Origin of the sequence: Frigoribacterium sp. 2-23 (assembly GCF_049601585.1) — a bacterium.
Classification (GTDB): domain Bacteria; phylum Actinomycetota; class Actinomycetes; order Actinomycetales; family Microbacteriaceae; genus Frigoribacterium.
The window spans coordinates 256,695-274,278 of the sequence record NZ_CP187126.1; the positions used below are offsets into that span (position 1 = coordinate 256,695).

Sequence of the window (17,584 nt, forward strand, 5' to 3'; positions counted from 1 at the left end):
AAAGAACAGTCATGAACCTCCGCTCCTTGATCCGCCAGTACGGCGTCGCCCTGCGGGCGATGGTCGTCTTCACGCTCCTGCTGGGGGCGGTCTACACCGCGGTCGTCACCGGGGTCGCGCAGCTCGTCGCACCGGCGCAGGCGAACGGCTCGGTCGTGCAGCACGACGGCGCCCCCGTCGGGTCGGCGTTGATCGGGCAGTCGTTCACGGACAAGGACGGGGAGGCGCTGCCCGAGTGGTTCCAGTCGCGTCCGTCCGCGGCCGGTGACGGCTACGACGCCTCGGCGTCGAGCGGTAGCAACCTCGGGTCCGAGAACGCCGACCTGATCAAGGCCGTCGAGGAGCGTCGCTCCGCGATCGCCGCGCGTGACGGCGTCGCGCCGGACTCGGTCCCGGTCGACGCGCTGACCGCGTCGGGCTCCGGCCTCGACCCGCACATCAGCCCCGAATACGCGCTCGAGCAGGTGGATCGCGTCGCGGAGGCGCGGCATCTGTCGGTCGATCGGGTCCGGGCACTCGTCGAGGGGCACACGCAGGGGCGCGACCTCGGCTACCTCGGGGAGCCGACCGTCAACGTGCTCGAGTTGAACCTCGCGCTCGCCGATCTCGGGAGCTGAGACCTGGCCGGAGGCGGCCGCGACGGCTTCCCGACCCGAAAGCGACAAACCGACGTGATGAGTCACGTCGGTTTGTCGCTTTCGCGTCGGTCAGCGGCCTGCGTCGGCGTCGGGCACGAAGCGGTAGCCCATGCCGAGTTCGGTGACGAAGTAGCGCGGCTGCGACGGCACCGGCTCGAGCTTCTTGCGCAGCTGCGCGAGGTACAGGCGCAGATACCCGGTGTCGCGCGTGTGCGTCGGACCCCACACCTGCGTGAGCAGCGTCTCGCGCGTGATCAGCCGCCCGGCGCTCTGCACGAGCACCTCGACGATGCGCCATTCGGTGGGGGTGAGCCGCACGGTCTCGGGCACGCCGGTCGGTGTGGCGGCCGCCTTCGTGACCGTCTTCGCCGCGAAGTCGATAGTGACGTCGCCGAATCGGGTGACCGGCGCCTCCTCGTCGACGGGCGCGAGTCGGCGGGTGAGGGCGCGGATGCGGGCGAGGAGCTCCTCCATCGCGAAGGGCTTCGTGACGTAGTCGTCGGCCCCGGCGTCGAGCGCGTCGACCTTGTCGGCAGCTCCGCTGCGGCCCGAGACGACCAGGATCGGCACCTGCGTCCAGCCCCGCAACCCCGCGATGACGTCGAGCCCGTCGAGGTGCGGCATGCCGAGGTCGAGCATCACGAGGTCGGGGTGCTGCGTCATCGCCTGGTCGAGCGCCTCGCGCCCGTCGGCCGCCGTGACGATGTCGTAGCCGCGGGCCCCCAGCGTGACGCGCAGCGCGCGCAGGATCTGCGGGTCGTCGTCCGCGATCAGGATCTTCACGGTGCCTCCTCGGGGGCTGGGCGGTCGGTCGTGCGGTCGAGCTCAGGAGGCGCGGGTCGATCCCGCCCCGGAGCAGCCGGCAACGAGACCACGGTCGTCAACCCGCCACCGGGGGTGTCGTCCATCTCGAGGGTGCCCTGCATCGCCTCGACGAACCCGCGACTGAGGGCGAGCCCGAGTCCGAGGCCCGTGGTGTTGTCGGTGTCGCCGAGCCGCTGGAACGCGGCGAACACCTCGTCGCGACGATCGGCCGGCACCCCCGGGCCGGTGTCGACGACACGCAGCTCGACCCGGTCGGCGAACTCGCTCGTGGCGATGCGCACCCGCCCGCCCGCGGGGGAGTACTTGAGGGCGTTGTCGAGCAGGTTCACGACCACGCGTTGCAGCAGCACGGCGTCCGCGAGCACGGCCGGAGTCTCGTCGACGAGGTCGAGGTCGACGCGCTCGGGGCCGACGGACAGCTCGTCGAGCGCCGCCGTGACGACGTCGTCGAGGTCGACGACGGCGGTCGAGACGGCGAGGGCTCCCGCCTGGACACGGCTGACGTCGAGCAGGTTCGTGACGAGAGCGGTCAGCGACTCGAGACTCTCGTAGGCGGTGGCGAGGAGTTCGTCGCGGTCGGCGTCGGTCCACGTGACGTCGTGCTGCCGCAGACCACTGATCGCCGTCGTGGCTGCGGCGAGGGGACGTCGCAGGTCGTGCCCGACGGCGGCGAGCAGCGCGCTGCGCATCCGGTCGACCTGCTCGAGCGGCGCGACCTCGTCGGCGGTGCGGCTGAGCCGCCCGTGCTCGAGGGCGGCCTCGACCTGCGCGGCGACGACGCCGAGCAGACGCCGCTCGGAGGCGCCGATCGTCTTGCCCTCGAGCTCGAGCTGCGCGTCGGGGCCGACGGCGAGCGTCGTGACGGGGAGAGCGGTGGTGGGTGCCGGGGTAGCGGGCGCGGGGGTGGCCGGCTCGCGGTCGACCGCCGCGGTGGTGGCCGGCTCGCGGGTGACGGGCGCCGGAGGGGTGCTCCGCACCTCCTTCGCTCCTGCGGTTCGAACCGGAGGAGCCGCAGAGAAGTCGCCGGTCTCCCCACTCGAACCCGCCTCGTCACGAGCACCCGCCTCGTCGCGAGTACCCGCCTCGTCGCGATCACCCGTCGCGGCGACGACCTCGCCGCCCTGCACGACCCGTACCGAGTGCAGTCCGAAGACATCGCGCGCCTGCTGGATCAGGGCCTCCAGGGCACCCTGCCCGCGCAGTACACCCCCGGCCACGGTCGTCAGCAGCTCGGTCTCGGCCAGCGCCCGAGCCGCCGACCGGGACCGCCGCGCGGCCTGGTCGACGACGTAGCTGACGAGCATGGCGTTCGCGACGTACAGCCCGAGCGCGATCAGGTGGGTCGGCTGCGCGACCGTGACGCTGTAGAACGGCTGCACGAAGAAGAAGTCGAGCGTGATCCCCGACAGGAGGGCCGCGAACAGGGCGGGCCAGATGCCGCCGACCAGCGCGACCACGACGACGAGCAGCTGGAAGGCCAGCACGTCGCTCGCGATGGTGTCGTCGTTGCGCAGGGCGACGAGCAGCGCCGTCATCAGTGGCCCGCCGGTCAGAGCGAGCACGAACCCGGCGATGCGTCGTTTGACCGACAACGAGCCGCCCACCCGGGGCAACGTGAACCGACCGCCCGCGGCCGTGTGGGTCACGATGTGCACGTCGATCGCACCCGACTCGCGGATGACGGTCGCCCCGATGCCCGGCCCGGTGAGTGCGGCCGCGAGCCGACCGCGGCGGCTGACCCCGAGCACGAGCTGGGTCGCGTTCATCGACTTCGCGAACTGCACCAGCGCCTCGGGCACGTCGTCGCCGACGGTCTGGTGATACGTGCCGCCGAGCTTCTCGACGAGCGTCCGCTGCACGGCGAGGGCGCCGGGAGTGCCCTGCCGGAGGCCGTCCTGCGTCGTCACGTGCACCGCGATCACCTGGCCACCGGCCGAGCGGGCGGCGATGCGGGCCCCGCGGCGGATCAGCGTCTCGCCCTCGGGCCCGCCGGTCAGGGCGACGACGACGCGCTCGCGGGCCTCCCACGCGCTGTCGATGCCGTGCTCGTCGCGATAGGCGTTGAGGGCGCTGTCGACCTCGTCGGCCAACCAGAGCAGCGCCAGCTCGCGGAGCGCCGTCAGATTGCCGAGCCTGAAGTAGTTCGACAGCGCTGCGTCGACCCGCTCGGCCGGGTACACGTTGCCCTCGGCGAGCCGATCGCGGAGCGCCTGCGGTGCCAGGTCGACCACCTCGATCTGATCGGCCGCCCGCAGCACCGAGTCGGGCACCGTCTCACGCTGCGGCACACCTGTGATCTTCTCGACGACGTCGTTGAGCGACTCGACGTGTTGCACATTGACGGTCGACATGACAGAGATGCCGGCGTCGAGCAGGGTCTGCACGTCTTGCCAGCGCTTCTCGTGTGCCGAACCCGGAGCGTTCGTATGCGCGAGCTCGTCGACCAACGCGACGTCGGGCCGGCGGGCGAGCACCGCCTCCAGGTCCATCTCGTCGAGCTCGACACCGCGATGTGACGAGGAGGCGCGGGGCACGACCTCGAGACCCTGCAGCATCGAGGCGGTCGCCGCGCGGCCGTGCGTCTCGACGATCGCGACCACGACGTCCTTGCCCTCGCGGCCGAGGCGCGCGCCCTCTTCGAGCATCGTGTAGGTCTTGCCGACGCCGGGTGCGGCGCCGAGCAGCACTCGGAGGCGGCCTCGTTTCATGCGCTCAGCTTCGCATCTCGGGCGGAGCCGCGGCAGCGGTCGCGGGGCGAGTGTTCATGGGTCGACCCAGTGTTGCGCCTGGGGAGGAGTCAGGCGGCGGTACTCACGGTTTCCTTACGCGTGACGGACCGATCCTCACGGGTTCCGTGCGCGGGTCCGGGGCCGGCGTGCGGCCCCAACTGCTCCAACAGCAGCGGCTACCGCGCCGAGCTACCGCCCCGAGCTACCGCCGACCTGCGCGCCCGGCTCGGGCCCGCTCTCGTCGCGCCCGTCCTCGTCCTCCGCGGTCAGCCCGGCCGTGGGGTCGCCCGACTCGCCGGCGGGGTTCACGGCGACGTAGTCCTGCTCGCCCGAGGCGACGCCGCCGAGCGCCTCCGTCACGTCACCGTCCGGGGTGACGTCGGTGCCGGAGGCGGGGTCGCCCTGCGTGTCGGTGCCCGCGTGGGCATCGGCCTTGTCGGAGCCGGGCTCTGTCGACGCGCGGCGCGTCTCGAGCGCGGCCTCCTCGACGGCTCGCTGGTCGTGATCGCTCATGCGGTACTCCTCTGGTCGTGCGTCCGACCCTAGGCGCGCGCGGCCGGCGCGGTCCGAGTGGCCGGAGTTTCGCCTCGCCGCGGGGCGTTCGACGAGCAGAGCGCAGCAGCGCCTACCCCCAGAGGAACGGCACGACGAACAGCAGCAGCGTGGCCACCGGCCCGATGACCACCATCGACAGGCCCCAGGCGGTGAGGTGCTTGTAGAGCCGCGGGCGCTCGTCTTCGACGCCGGAGGCGACGATCGTCGCGCCCGTCGTGCCGAACGGGGCGCAGTCGACCAGCGAGGCCGAGATCGCGAGGGCGTAGATGAAGCCGGTCATCTCGAGTCCGCCGCCGGGCAGCAGCAGCGGCACGGCGAGGGGGATGAGCGCTCCGAGGATTCCGATTGTCGACGCGAAGGCCGACACGAGCCCGGCGATGACGCAGATGACGAAGGCGGCGAGCAGCGGCGACGACACCGAGCGGGCGACCTCGCCGAGCTGGTCGATGGCGCCGAGACGGGTGAGCACACCGACGTAGGTGATGATGCCGCCGAGCAGCAGGATCGTGTTCCAGTCGACGCGACCGAGCGCGGCGCGACCCACGTCGGGCTTGATGAAGGCGAGCAGGACGGCCAGGGTCAGGGCCACCGCTCCCAGGTTCAGGTCGATGTCGAGCAGCGTGATCGTGAAGAAGCCGATGATCAGCACCGGGATCGCCACGAGCACGGCCAGCTGGTACCCGCCGAGCCGCGTCGATGCGGTCTGCTCTGCCTCGGTGAGCACGGCGGTGCCCGCGGTGGCACCGCCGGCCGTCGCGGTGACGCCCTCGGTGCCGCGGCCGGCGGTGTCGACGCGACCCGTGCCTCCGGAAGTGTCGGCGGGCCGTGCGCCACCCGTCGTCGCGACCGCCGTCGCGAGGCCCGGACGGCCGGCGGCCCGGGTGCGGGCGATCAGCTCGCGACCGCCGAACAGGAAGAAGGCGACCGTCACGACGAGCGTGTTGATGCCGACCGACAGGCCGAACATGAGCCCCGGGTTGTAGGGGATGCCCGACGCGTTCGCGACCGTCATCACCGTGATGCCGTTGATGCTGGTGGGCGCGAGGGCTCCGCCGACGATGGCCGAGCTCATGACGATGCCCATCATCGTCGAGTGGATGCGGTGCTTGTGCGCGAGGCTCATCGCGATCGGCACGATGGTGAACGCGGCGTGCGACGTGCCGAGGCAGGCCACGAGCGTGCCGATGACGAACATCGCCCACGGGATCAGCGCGACGCGGTCGCCGATCAGCCCGACCGAGCGGTCGACCAGCCAATCGATGACGCCGACCTGCCGCGCGATGCCGAACAGATACGTGATGCCGAGCAGGATCAGCAGCGCGTCGACCGGGAACCCGCCCAGCACGTCGTCGAGGCTCTCGCCCACGACGAGCACGCCGACGAGCAGCGAGGCCACGAGCGCCAGGGCGCCCATGTGGATGTTGCGGATCGCCGAGATGGCGAAGACCGCCACGAGCACGATCAGGGCGATGATCTCGACGCTCACGACGTCACCTCGCGGCGATCGGGCGTGGGCTGGGGCTGTGCAGGGGTCATCGTCGTCGATCTCCTGAGTCGGAAGGGAAGTGTGGTCGGGTGGTGCGGAACCGGAGCCGAGGAGGCACGGGTCGTCATCCGAGCGCGAGCCCGGCCCGGTAGGCGGCCAGTGCCGCCTCGGGCGCATCGGCCAGGTCGGAGAGGCGGACCAGCTCGCCGGCGGGGACGTCGGACACGAGCCGCGCGCCGCTGAGCAGGTAGTACGGGGCGATGTCGTCCTCGGTCGACGAGGCACCGTCGCGCTCGATGTCGGACTCCGTGCCGGACCCGGCAGCGGACCCGGCCGGGTCGACGATGACGGGCGCGACCCCGGAGATCTCGTGGTGGTGGCCCTCGACGCGGAACGAGGTGCCTGCACTGAGGTCGACCGCGGCACGGGCGGCGAGCACGGTGTGCTGTCGCGCCTCGCCGAGCGGCGACGTGTCGTCGACCGCCGCCGCGATGGTGAGCGGCGTCTCGACGCCCATGTAGTGGTACGGCCAGTAGATGCAGGCGTAGCGACCGTCGCGGCTGATGACGTGACCCTTGCCGCGGAGCGTCTGCCAGGTGACGGGATCGCCGGTGCGCACGACGACGAAGACGCCGCCGGCGAAGCTGGCCTCGCCCGGCAGACGGAGCATGGAGAAGACGTCGACGCTGCCGGGCCGGCCGATCAGACCGCCGTCGTCACGGGCCGCGTAGAGGTCGGCGAGTTCGTCGGGGCGGGCGACCGGGTAGTGCATCGACTCGACGTCGGCGTGCGCGCCCGTGTAGAGCGACACCACGGCCATCTCACACGAGTCGGCGGCCGCGGCGCGCTTCAGGCCGCGCACCTGAGCGGCACGCGCCCGGACGGTCTCGACGGCGTCGTCACCGAGCTCGAGGAGGTCGGCGAGCCCGGGGGCCTCGAAGGTGACGCCGTTCTGGTCGACGACGCCCGTGGCCGGGTCGAACGCCAGGTCGTATTCGCCGGACTTGCCGAGCGCGACGATGTCGAAGCCCACCCGGAGCACCCAGTCGACGAGGCGCAGCAGGTTGGCGGGCTGGTCTCCGTCGCCCGGCAGGTAACGGAGGCCGGCCGCGCGCGCCTTGGCGCCGAGGGCGACCCCGGCGACCGACTCGATCTCTTTGCTGACCATGACCACGTGCACGCCGTGGTCGAGCGCCCTGTCGGCGTACCCGAAGCCGGCGTCGATGCGGCCGGTGGCCTCGACGAGGACGTCGATACCGGACCAGTCGACGGCGGCCCCGTCGGCGATCACGGCGACACGGCCGTCGGCGACGGCGGCGGCCGTCTCGTCGGAGGTCGTGGGGGTGGCGATCTCGTCGCCCGGCACGCCGAGTTCGTCGAGCATGAGACGGACGCCGTCGACGTCGGGGTCGACGAGCTGCACCGCCGTCATGTCGGGCAGGCGACGCAGCTGGTCGAGGAGGGTGCGCCCGTAGCCGCCGTTCGCCCCGGTGAGGAGGATGCGGATGGGGGTCGCGCGACGCGATGTCGAGTGGATCACCGTTGTTCCCGTTCGTTCGTGGCGCCTCGTCACCCGAGGCGGTAGGCCCAGCGTACCCAGATTTACCAAATCTGCAAACATCGCACCAAATAATCACATAGACTGGTCACGTCCGGACGACCACCGGGCGATGTGAACGAAGAAGGGCCCCCATGCTGTTAGGCGCCGTCGCCGACGACTTCACCGGTGCGACCGACCTCGCCACCGCGCTGCACGGCCGTGGCCTGCGGGTCGCGGTCGTGATCGAAGACCGTCCCGTCGACGCCGCGCGGCTCTCGGGGCTCGACGCCGTAGTCGTCGCCCTCAAGACCCGCACCGCCCCGGTCGTCGACGCCGTCGCCCGGTCCGTCGCGGCCGTCTCCTGGTTGCGATCCGTCGGTGCCGAGCGCTTCTACGTCAAGTACTGCTCGACCTTCGACTCGACCGACGACGGCAACATCGGTCCCGTGCTCGATGCGGTCCGGCAGCAGCTCGGTGTCGACCGTGCCGTGGTCGTTCCGGCGTTCCCCGCGAACGGTCGCACCGTCTACCGGGGTCATCTCTTCGTCGGGGGCGACCTGCTCGAGCACTCGTCGATGCGGCATCACCCCCTCACCCCGATGACGCGATCCCGCCTGCGCGACCTGCTCGCGCCGCAGACCGTGGCTCCGATCACCGAGATCCCGCTGTCGGTCGTCCGCCACGGGGTCGACGCCCTCCGGGTCGCGCTCGACGGGGCCGAGCCCGGTCATCTCGTCGTCGACGCGATCGACGACTCCGACCTCGTCGCCATCGCGCGGGCCACGGCCGCGCACCGCCTCGTGTCCGGAGGCGCGGGTCTCGCCCTCGGGTTCGAGGGCACTCCCCGAGACGGTGGCGACGTCACCTCCGGCCCCGCCTCCTTCCCGACGTTCACCGGTCGCCGGCTCGTGGTCTGCGGGTCGGCCTCGGCCGCGACCCGGGCGCAGATCGCCGACGCGGCGACGAGTCATCCGACGCGCAAGGTCGATCTGTCGGCGGCCGTCGCCGATCCCGAGGCCGAGGCGGCGGCCCTCGCCGCCTGGGTGCGTGGTCTCGACCCCGACACCGAGCCCGTCGTCTACTCGGTCGGCGAGCTCGCCGACGTCGACCCCTCCGGCGGTCACGGCTCCGCCTCCGCCGATGCCGTCGAACGGGTGCTGTCGAGCCTCGTCCGAGACCTGGTGACGACCGGCGACCCCGGTGCCGCGGTCGACCAGGTCATCGTGGCGGGCGGTGAGACGAGTGGCGCGGTCGTCACCGCGCTCGGCGTCTCGGCGCTCACGATCGGGCCCGCGCTCGCTCCGGGCGTCTGCTGGAGTGCGGCGACGACCGACACCGGGCGCGACGTCGCGATCGTGCTCAAGAGCGGCAACTTCGGCGCGCTCGACCTGTTCTCCAGCGCCTGGGGCGTGATCTCGTGAGCGCCGCCGGCGCCGGCGCCGCCGCCGTCGACCGCCTCATCGCAGCCGGGCGCGCGCTGGTCGCGGCCGGGCTCAGCCCGGGCGACTCGGGCAACGTCAGCGTGCGCGACGGCGACCGCCTGCTGATGACGGGCACCGGCACGCGATTAGGAGCCCTGACACCGGCCGACATCTCGGTGCTCACGCTCGACGGCACGCTCGTCGACGGCCCCCGTCCGTCGAAAGAGGTGGCCCTTCATCTCGCGCTCTACGCGAAGAACCCCGGCCACGCGGCCGTGGTCCATGTGCACTCCCCATCGGCCGTCGCCCTCGCGTGCCTCGAGCCGTGGTCCGAGCACAGCGCCGTTCCGCCCCTCACCCCCTATGTGCTGATGCGTGTCGGCCAGGTGCCGCTGCTGCCGTTCGTGGCTCCCGGGTCGTCGGCGCTCGGGTCGGTCGTCATCGACAGCTCTCTACCCTTCACGGCGGCTCTCCTGGCAAACCATGGCAGCGTGGCGAGTGGCGTCGATCTCGATGGAGCCGTGATCGCGGCCGTCGAGGTCGAAGAGAGTTGCCGCATCGCCCTGCTCACCCGCGGCGCCGATCGGCGCCTCATCCCGGCCGATCAGGTCATGGCGATCACGACCGCCTGGGGCACGCCCTGGACGGGTCCGGCCACACTAGGCTGACGGTCGCGAGAGAGGCCGAGTCGTGTCACAGACCACCCCCCTGATCCCCGAACAGCGCCGTGAGAGCATCCTCGAGCACCTGCTCCGCGAGCGCGTGCTGAGCTTCCGGCAGCTCACCGAACTGATCGGCGTGAGTCAGATGACCATTCGCCGCGACATCGCCGCCCTCGAGACCGACGGTCTGGTGCGGGCCACGCCGGGTGGTGCCATGCTCGCGTCGCGACTGATCGTCGAGCCGACGCGTGCCGTCAAGCAAGAGTCCGACGTCGCCGAGAAGCAGGCCATCGCCCGCGAGGCGGCGGCATTGGTTCGCGATCACATGACGGTCTACCTCGACGCCGGGACGACGGTGCAGGCGATGCGGCCCCACCTCGAAGACGTCGCCGACCTGACCGTCGTCACGAACGACCTGGTGACGGTGCAGGCCTTCGTCGATCACCCGTCGGTCGACCTGATCGTGATCGGCGGGCGGGTCGACAGGGGTAACCAGTCGACGATGGGGCGGCTCACGCGTCTCACGTTGGCGGAGCTGTCGCTCGATCTCGCCTTCATCTCGTCCAGCTCGTGGGATTTGGCGCACGGCGTCACCACCCCGGTCGAGGCGAAGATCGAGCCGAAGCGGGCCGCGCTGGCGGTCGCCGAGCGGTCCGTCCTCGTCGCCGACAGCTCGAAATACGGGCGCTTCGGCAAGTACCGCGCGTTGCGGTTGAGCGAGCTGCAGACGGTCATCACCGACGCCGGCCTGCCGGCCGATGCGGCGGACGTGCTCCGCGACACCGGCGTCGAGCTCGTCCTGGCGAGCGCCGACGCAGCTGTCGGCGGGGCCGCGACGACGGCGGACTCCGCCCGCGCCTGACCGACGTCGCGGTGCGACCCGGAGGCCGGCAGCCGGCCCCTCAGGGTCGACCCGCGCCTCCTCGTGGTGTTCTCGTGTCGCGAACGCGACGTCGTGTGCCGCCCGGGCGCGACACCATGTCGCGGACCCCACACGACGCAAGAATCCACCCCGCGGCGACCCGATATACATCGCTGGGCGGATGCGCCGACCTGATCGATGACTCCCGAGACAGATCGGTCTGCCAGGACTCTGTGTGGTTCCGCCCAGGGTTTTTCTGCATACTTGCGGCTTCGCCCGGGCTCAGGTCCGGTCGCTGGTCGTCCATGGTCGCGTTCTCCGTGATCCTTTGGCCCGATCGGTCGCTCGGGTGGACGCTCCCGGCGACTCTACGGAAGCGAACACCGACACCGACCCGTCACGCCGGCAGAACGCACCCCCCAGCGCCTGCCGAGACCGCACTGCCGTGCGGTCGTCGTCGTGCGCGCGTCCTCCGACGAGAGCACCATCCCCCACGTCCGGAGGCGCGGGTCGGCCCATCAAAGGACCGCATGACCCACGACACCCCCGGCACCCCTCTGCCCGACGCCGCCCCCACCTCCGACGCTGCCCCGACGACGCCCGCCACGGGTGCGCCCTCGACGCGACGCTCCGCCTCGGCCCTCCGCCGCAAGGCCGCGCGCCGCAAGGTCGCCGCAATCTCGTCGATCGCCGCCGCAGCCCTGATCGTCGGCACCGGCTTCGCCGTCTACACGACGACCGGCGGGGCGGACGGCGCGACCAGTGCCTCCTCGAGTCCTGACGACATCAAGGCGCAGGAGGATGCGGTCGCCGCGTCCCTCGCGAAGGCCCAGGCCAAGTCGACGATCGCGATCGCCACCCAGGTGATCGAGGCGAACCACCAGAAGGTCGACGCCAGCGAGCTGCAGACCTCGGTCGCGGCGCTCGCCGACTACGAGACGCTCGACGCCGATACCGTCGATGCGCGCGTCGCCGCCACGGTGACCGCGTCGCAGACGGTGCAGGCCGCGGCCGCCGAGGCCGATCGCGCCGCCGCCGCGCAGGCCGCTGCCGAAGCCCAGGCCGCCGCCGAGGCTGCAGCCGCCGAAGCCGCCGCCGCCAAGGCCGCCGCGAACACCCCGGCCGGCGCGAAGGCCACCGCCCAGCAGCTCGCATCGTCGAAGTACGGCTGGGGCAGCGACCAGTTCGGCTGCCTCGTCAACCTCTGGCAGAAGGAGTCGGGCTGGAACTACAAGGCCTACAACGCCAGCGGTGCCACCGGTATCCCGCAGGCATTGCCCGGCAGCAAGATGGCATCGTTCGGCACCGACTGGGCGGACAACGCGTCGACGCAGGTCGCGTGGGGCCTCGACTACATCAAGCGCGGCTACGGGACCCCGTGCGGCGCCTGGTCGCACTCGCAGTCGGTCAACTGGTACTGATCCTTTCCTCTCCTCTCGACGATGTGACCCGTCCGGTCGATGTTCTCCGTGAACATCAGCCGGACGGGTCACTTCGTTGAGGCGTGCTTCCCAGACCGAGCCCCGAAGGGGGCACTCGGCCTGCTCGTGCGGGCTGCGTACGATGGTCGGCGTGATCGCAGCCCAGCGCCGGAACCTCATCCTCGAGATGCTGCAGAGCGACGGCGCGGTCTCGATCACGGCCGCGGCCGAGCGGCTCTCGACCTCGACGGTCACGGTCCGCCGCGATCTCGACCAGCTGGCCGCGATGGGGCTGCTCGCCCGGACGCACGGCGGTGCCGTCGCCCACGGCTCGTCGCGCGAGTCGCCGTACACGGAGAAGATCGAGCTCGCCGCCACCGAGAAGCAGCGCATCGGCCGGATGGCCGCGCGCCTCGTGAACGACGGCGACACGCTCGTGATCGGCCCCGGGACGACGACGGAGGCGCTGGCCGGGCACCTGCGCGATCGTTCCGGTCTGACCGTGGTCACGAACTCCCTGCCGGTCGCCGAGGCCTTCGTCGGGACGCCCGAGAACGAGGTGATCGTGACCGGGGGAGCCCTCCGCGCCTCCATCCGGGCTCTCGTGGGCGAGACGGCGATCCAGGCGCTGCGCGGGCTGCACGCCGACACCGCGTTCTTGTCGGGCAACGGCCTCGCAGCCGACTTCGGGCTGTCGACCCCGAGCCTCGCCGTGGCCGACGTCGACCGCGTCATCGCGACGGCCGCGTATCAGCTCGTCGTCCTGGCTGATCACACGAAGATCGGCGTGCGCACGGCCGTCCGCACGGCGGCGACCGAGGCGATCACGCACGTCGTCACCGACGATGCAGCGCCGGCACCGGATCTGGACGCGTTGCGCGAGGCCGGGGTCGACGTCCAGGTCGCGTGACCGGGTGCGCCGCGCCTCCTCGTGCTCGGGGTGTCGTGTGGCGTTCGCGGCGTCGTGTCGTGTTCGGACACGACACGATGTCGCGAACGCGACAGGACGTGACCGCCGCCGCAGCCCGGCCCGGCCCGGCTCAGTCGTCGAGCCGCCGCGCGAAGCACACCGAGTTGTCCGACCCCGCGTAGGCGCCGAACAGCGGGATCGGCTCGTAGCCCTCGCGGGCGTAGAAACGCATCGCGTCGGGCTGGAGCGTGCCCGTCTCGAGGACGACCCGTCGGATACCGAGCTCGACGGCCGCCGCCTCGAGGGAACGGAGGACCGCGACGGCCGCCCCCGTTCCACGGGCTGCGGGTGCGGCGTACATCCGCTTGATCTCGGCCGTCGGCTCGCCGAACAGCTCGTCGGGTAACGGGCGCAGGCCGCCGCAGACGATCGCGACCCCGGTGTCGTCGCGGGCGACCAGGAAGACGGGGACGTCCGATGAGGACGGCGGCGTCCCGGGCTCGTGGTCGTCCGAGCCGTACCGCGCGTCCAACTCACGGCGCTGGGCGGCGCGGAGCATGGCGGCGTCCGGGTGGTCGAAGGAGGTGCGGGTGACGATCCAGGGCATGGTCATCCTTTCGGTAACAAGCGTTACGGTAACAGATGTTACAGTCGGCTCGTGCCCCGGAAACGAGACGACGACGCTCAGCGGGCACGACTCTCGGAAGCCGTCTTCGCGACGTTCGCCGATCGCGGCCCGACCGGCCTGACGCTGCGGGCCGTCGCCGAGCGGGCGGGCTGCACGACGGGACTCGTCCTGCACGCCTTCCCCGACAAGCGTGCGCTGCTGCTGCACGCCCGAGACGTCCTGCACGAGCGGACCAAGCTGCGCGCCGACGCCGTCGAACGGGAGGCGACCGATCCCCGCGCGGCCGTGCGCGCCATCGTCCTCGGAGCCCTGCCCACCGATCGGGAGCGCATCGACGAGGCGCGGGTCTGGGTCGGCTTCTTGACGGCCGCACTCGCCGACCCCGAACTCGCGACGCGGCATGCGGCCAACAGCGGCGCGTTCTCGGAACGTTTGACGCGCCTCCTGATGGCCTCCTCGACCGTGTCGAGAGCCGTCGCCGTCGAGCGGGCCTCCGCGCTCGCCGCCGCCGTCGAGGGGGTCTCGTCGTTGAGCGCGGGCGACCCCGACGGCTGGCCGCCCGCCCGGCAGATCGCCGCCGTGTCCGTGACGCTGGACGTCGTCCTCGCGGGCTGACGTCGGGCCGGCTCGCGGCTGAAGCCGGCCCGGCTCGCGGCCCGAGCTCGCGCCCGACGGCCGCGTCTGGCAGACTCGAGACATGACCAACGCTCACGACGCACTCGCGGCACGCCCCGTCGACGAGCACGCGTACGTCGAGGAGGCGCGGCGCTGGTCGGGCTGGCGGAGGACGGTGACGAACCTGGCCGTCATCGTGATCGGAGGAACCCTCTTCTGGTGGGCCGTCGATGCGGCCGACATCCCGTTCTGGGTGGCGCTGCCGGTGCTCGTCGGCGTCTTCGTCGCGGCGGACTACGTGGCCGGTCGGCTCCGTCGGCGTCGCAGCCGCTGACCCCGCAGCCGCTGACCCCGCAACGCACCTCGTTCCGATCAACGCACCGCGTTCTACCGAGGTGCGTCGATCAGAACGAGGTGCGGCCGTCCGCCGCACTTGCGCTCCGCCCCTGCGCCTGCCGCCGCGCCGCAGCCGCCGACACACCCGCGGCGGCATGCCACAGTGAGGCATGCGCATCGCCGACTTCCCGACGCCCGACACCGCCGCAGCCCGGGGCGCCCTCGCCCTGGCGACCGAGTACCAGTCGCCCGCGATCACGGCTCACGCGGTGCGCTCGTGGCTGTGGGCGTCGGCGTTCGCCGTGGTCGAGGGGCTGGCCGAGGTCGACCGCGAGCTGCTCTACGTCGCCGCGCTGCTGCACGACATCGGCACCGTGACCGAGTACGACAACCACACCATCTCGTACGAGCACGCCGGCGGCCACGTCGCCGTCGCCCTCACCGCCGGAGCCGGCTGGCCTGCCGACCGCCGCCAGCGCGTCCTCGACGTCATCGTCCGCCACAACTGGCCCGAGGTCGATCCGCGCCTCGATGTCGAGGGACACCTGCTCGAGATCGCCACCGGGCTCGACATCTCGGGAGCTCGGCCCGACGTCCTGCCCGCTGAGTTCCTTCGCGAGGTGCTCGCGGCCCACCCCCGCGGCACGCTGGCTGCCGAGTTCGGCGCGTGCGTCACCGATCAGGCCGCGCGCAAGCCGACCACCGCCGCCCGCCGTCTCGTCGACGGCGGCGTCGTGTCGAAGCTCGCGGCGAACCCGCTCGAGCGGCTGTAGCCGCGGCAGAACCTCGTTCTGATCAACGCACCTCAGTAGAACGAGGTGCATTGATCAGAACGAGGTTCGCCGACACCGGAGGAGGCGTGGCCCGCCCCCGAGGACACCCGAGGAGGCGCGGCCCGGCCCCCGCAGGCACCCCGGCTCAGGCGGTCAGCTGCTCGCTGACCTCCCACAGCCGCCGCGCGTCGTCGGCGTCGAGCATCGCGGAGTTCGCCATCGACGGGATGCTGTCGGCCGTCAACGGGTAGTCGGTGTCGTCGAGCTCGGCGACGTCGCTGTCCTTCAGGTAGACCCCGCCGATGCCGTCGAGCAGCGGGCTGGCCGCGCCGAACACGAGCGTCGCGGCACCCTGCTCGATCGACTTCTTGCCGGTCGCGGGGTCGATGACGGTCTCGCCGCTCTCGTCGACGAGGCCGTGCGCGCGGTACGACTCGAGGCGTGCCTCGGCGTGCGGGCCGGGGCCGATCACGACGCCGGGGTGTGCGGCGAACGCCCGGATGCCGTCGGCGGCGTAGCGGCGGTCGAGCTCCACGGTGAACAGCGTGTTGGCGCGCTTCGACTGGGCGTACGCGACGCGCGGGTCGTAGCCGGTGGCGAGGTCGAGGTCGTCCCAGTGGATCTGGCCGAAGCGTGCGGCTCCCGACGTCACGGTGAGCACGCGCGCCCCGTTCGCGGCCCGCAGCGCCGGCAGCAGCGCGCGGGTCAGCTGGAAATGCCCCAGGTGCGTCGTCGAGAAGGCCAGCTCGTGCCCGCGCGAGTCGAGCTGCCGGGTCGGGTGGAACAGCACGGCGGCACTGTTCACGAGGATGTGCAGCGGCCGACCGGACTCGAGCCAGCGGGCGGCGAAGGCGTCGATCGACCGCGGGTCGGTGAGGTCGAGCTGCTCGACCGCGACACCGGGGATGTCGGCCACGGCGGACGCGGCCCGCGACGTGTCACGCGAGGCGACCATCACGGAGGCGCCCGCGGCGGCCAGAGCCCGGCTGACTTCGTGCCCGAGGCGGCTGTGACCACCCGTGACGACGACGTTCGCGCCGGTGAGGTCGACGCCGGAGAGCACGTCGGCGGCGGTCGACGCGGCGGTGAAGGGAGTGTGCAGGGGTACTTGATCCGAGGTCATGACGGAAGTCTGCGTGCTCGATCGCGGACGCGGAATGGTTGCACGTTCGCTTTTCTTGCGCGAGAGTACGGGCATGCTCCCGATGACCGAGACCGACGCCCTCTCCGACGTGCTCGAGCAGGTGCAGGTCCGCGGCCTGGTGACGGGCGGCTTCGCGGCGCGCGGGCCCTGGGTCAGCCGCGGCAGCGTCCGGCACCCGCTCAAGCTCGTCGCGCTCGTGGCAGGGTCGGCCACGGTCACCGTCGACGGCCCCGGAGGCGCGCAAGGGCCGATCGCGCTGGCTCCCGGCGACGTCGCGCTGCTGAATCACCGCACCCGGCTCGAGGTGCAAAGCGGCTCCGGTGAGGGCGAGCCGACCGAATACCTGCCCGACTCGAGTTTCGACTCGATGGCCGTCGCCACGGCTGATCGGGCGGTCGACGACGTGCTCGTCGGCGGCTGGATCGAGGTCGATCCATCGGCGATGGAGCTGCTCCGGGCGGCGCTGCCGGGTGTCGTGCACGTGCGGGCGGCTCGTCCGTCCGCGTCTCCATTGGGCGACCTCGTCGAGCGGCTCTTCGACGAGGCGATGAGCGGTCGCCCGGGGTCGGCGTTCGCGCTCCGCCAGCACGGGCAGCTGTTGTTGCTCGAGGTGCTGCGTGCCCACCTCGAGCAGGAGCGTCCGCCCGTCGGCTGGCTCCGACTGCTCGCCGACGACGAGCTCGCTCCCGCGCTGCATCTCATCCACGGCCGCCCCGGGGAGGCGTGGGGCCTCGTCGACCTGGCCCGCGCCTCCGGGATGTCCCGCACCCGCTTCGCCGAGCGGTTCCGCTCGGTGGCGGGCATGCCGCCGCTGACGTACCTGTCGCGCTGGCGGATGCTGCTCGCGCAACGGGCGCTGCGCGACCCGCAGGTGCGGGTCGGCGAGCTCGCGACGCGACTCGGCTACGGCTCCGACAGCGCGTTCAGCACGGCGTTCAAGCGCGAGCTCGGCGAGTCGCCGCTGCAGTACCGCCTCCGCTCGCGCTCGGCGAGCTAGGCGGCACGCGCGGCGGAACGAGCGGAGCGCACGCTCCCGGCC

General features: G+C 72.0%; 17 protein-coding genes. 10 read left to right on the forward strand and 7 right to left on the reverse strand.

Annotation, left to right across the window (positions count from 1 at the left end; translation table 11 throughout):
- Nucleotides 1-11: 11 nt before the first annotated feature.
- Nucleotides 12-617, forward strand: coding sequence for a K(+)-transporting ATPase subunit C (gene kdpC, locus ACPEEZ_RS01235; RefSeq protein ID WP_423921665.1), 606 nt, complete (start codon nt 12-14; stop codon nt 615-617).
- Nucleotides 618-707: 90 nt separating this feature from the next.
- Here the strand turns inward: kdpC and ACPEEZ_RS01240 are convergent, their stop codons facing one another.
- The 5 genes from ACPEEZ_RS01240 to ACPEEZ_RS01260 all read right to left on the reverse strand — a co-directional run bounded on the left by ACPEEZ_RS01240 (nt 708) and on the right by ACPEEZ_RS01260 (nt 7,773).
- Complete coding sequence (locus ACPEEZ_RS01240) at nt 708-1,421, reverse strand: response regulator (RefSeq protein ID WP_423921668.1); 714 nt, start codon at nt 1,419-1,421, stop codon at nt 708-710.
- Nucleotides 1,418-4,171, reverse strand: coding sequence for an ATP-binding protein (locus tag ACPEEZ_RS01245; RefSeq protein ID WP_423921670.1), 2,754 nt, complete (start codon nt 4,169-4,171; stop codon nt 1,418-1,420). Before ACPEEZ_RS01245 ends, ACPEEZ_RS01240 begins: the two co-directional genes overlap by 4 nt.
- Nucleotides 4,172-4,381: 210 nt before the next feature.
- On the reverse strand, nt 4,382-4,705 hold the full coding sequence (locus ACPEEZ_RS01250; RefSeq protein ID WP_423921673.1) for a hypothetical protein: 324 nt from the start codon (nt 4,703-4,705) through the stop codon (nt 4,382-4,384).
- Between the two features lie 112 nt (nt 4,706-4,817).
- Complete coding sequence (locus ACPEEZ_RS01255; RefSeq protein ID WP_423921676.1) at nt 4,818-6,233, reverse strand: SLC13 family permease; 1,416 nt, start codon at nt 6,231-6,233, stop codon at nt 4,818-4,820.
- Nucleotides 6,234-6,357: 124 nt separating this feature from the next.
- Nucleotides 6,358-7,773: a homoserine dehydrogenase gene (locus ACPEEZ_RS01260; protein ID WP_423921679.1), complete on the reverse strand. Its 1,416-nt coding sequence runs from the start codon at nt 7,771-7,773 to the stop codon at nt 6,358-6,360.
- A gap of 152 nt (nt 7,774-7,925) precedes the next feature.
- Here ACPEEZ_RS01260 and otnK point away from each other — a divergent pair, with 152 nt between their 5' ends.
- From otnK to ACPEEZ_RS01285, 5 genes are all read left to right on the forward strand, one after another.
- On the forward strand, nt 7,926-9,194 hold the full coding sequence (gene otnK / locus ACPEEZ_RS01265; RefSeq protein ID WP_423921682.1) for a 3-oxo-tetronate kinase: 1,269 nt from the start codon (nt 7,926-7,928) through the stop codon (nt 9,192-9,194).
- Nucleotides 9,191-9,862: a class II aldolase/adducin family protein gene (locus ACPEEZ_RS01270; protein ID WP_423921685.1), complete on the forward strand. Its 672-nt coding sequence runs from the start codon at nt 9,191-9,193 to the stop codon at nt 9,860-9,862. The genes otnK and ACPEEZ_RS01270 overlap by 4 nt, the downstream gene beginning before the upstream one ends.
- A gap of 22 nt (nt 9,863-9,884) precedes the next feature.
- Nucleotides 9,885-10,718, forward strand: a complete 834-nt coding sequence (locus tag ACPEEZ_RS01275) for a DeoR/GlpR family DNA-binding transcription regulator (protein ID WP_423921687.1) — start codon at nt 9,885-9,887, stop codon at nt 10,716-10,718.
- Nucleotides 10,719-11,248: 530 nt separating this feature from the next.
- Nucleotides 11,249-12,139 carry a phospholipase gene (locus ACPEEZ_RS01280; protein ID WP_423921690.1) on the forward strand — a complete coding sequence of 297 codons (891 nt, stop codon included), beginning with the start codon at nt 11,249-11,251 and terminating at the stop codon, nt 12,137-12,139.
- Between the two features lie 151 nt (nt 12,140-12,290).
- Nucleotides 12,291-13,049, forward strand: a complete 759-nt coding sequence (locus ACPEEZ_RS01285) for a DeoR/GlpR family DNA-binding transcription regulator (protein ID WP_423921692.1) — start codon at nt 12,291-12,293, stop codon at nt 13,047-13,049.
- Nucleotides 13,050-13,179: 130 nt separating this feature from the next.
- Here ACPEEZ_RS01285 and ACPEEZ_RS01290 read toward each other — a convergent pair whose 3' ends face one another.
- On the reverse strand, nt 13,180-13,656 hold the full coding sequence (locus tag ACPEEZ_RS01290) for a GNAT family N-acetyltransferase (RefSeq protein WP_423921695.1): 477 nt from the start codon (nt 13,654-13,656) through the stop codon (nt 13,180-13,182).
- Between the two features lie 51 nt (nt 13,657-13,707).
- Here ACPEEZ_RS01290 and ACPEEZ_RS01295 point away from each other — a divergent pair, with 51 nt between their 5' ends.
- The 3 genes from ACPEEZ_RS01295 (at nt 13,708) to ACPEEZ_RS01305 (ending at nt 15,401) form a co-directional block, all read left to right on the forward strand.
- A complete protein-coding gene (locus tag ACPEEZ_RS01295) occupies nt 13,708-14,292 on the forward strand; it encodes a TetR/AcrR family transcriptional regulator (protein ID WP_423921698.1) in 585 nt (194 codons plus the stop codon).
- Between the two features lie 82 nt (nt 14,293-14,374).
- Nucleotides 14,375-14,626 carry a hypothetical protein gene (locus ACPEEZ_RS01300; RefSeq protein ID WP_423921701.1) on the forward strand — a complete coding sequence of 84 codons (252 nt, stop codon included), beginning with the start codon at nt 14,375-14,377 and terminating at the stop codon, nt 14,624-14,626.
- Nucleotides 14,627-14,798: 172 nt separating this feature from the next.
- Nucleotides 14,799-15,401, forward strand: coding sequence for an HD domain-containing protein (locus tag ACPEEZ_RS01305; RefSeq protein ID WP_423921704.1), 603 nt, complete (start codon nt 14,799-14,801; stop codon nt 15,399-15,401).
- Nucleotides 15,402-15,546: 145 nt separating this feature from the next.
- Here the strand turns inward: ACPEEZ_RS01305 and ACPEEZ_RS01310 are convergent, their stop codons facing one another.
- A complete protein-coding gene (locus tag ACPEEZ_RS01310; protein ID WP_423921707.1) occupies nt 15,547-16,524 on the reverse strand; it encodes an SDR family NAD(P)-dependent oxidoreductase in 978 nt (325 codons plus the stop codon).
- Nucleotides 16,525-16,597: 73 nt separating this feature from the next.
- Here ACPEEZ_RS01310 and ACPEEZ_RS01315 point away from each other — a divergent pair, with 73 nt between their 5' ends.
- A complete protein-coding gene (locus ACPEEZ_RS01315) occupies nt 16,598-17,542 on the forward strand; it encodes an AraC family transcriptional regulator (protein WP_423921710.1) in 945 nt (314 codons plus the stop codon).
- The last annotated feature ends 42 nt before the right edge of the window (nt 17,543-17,584 follow it).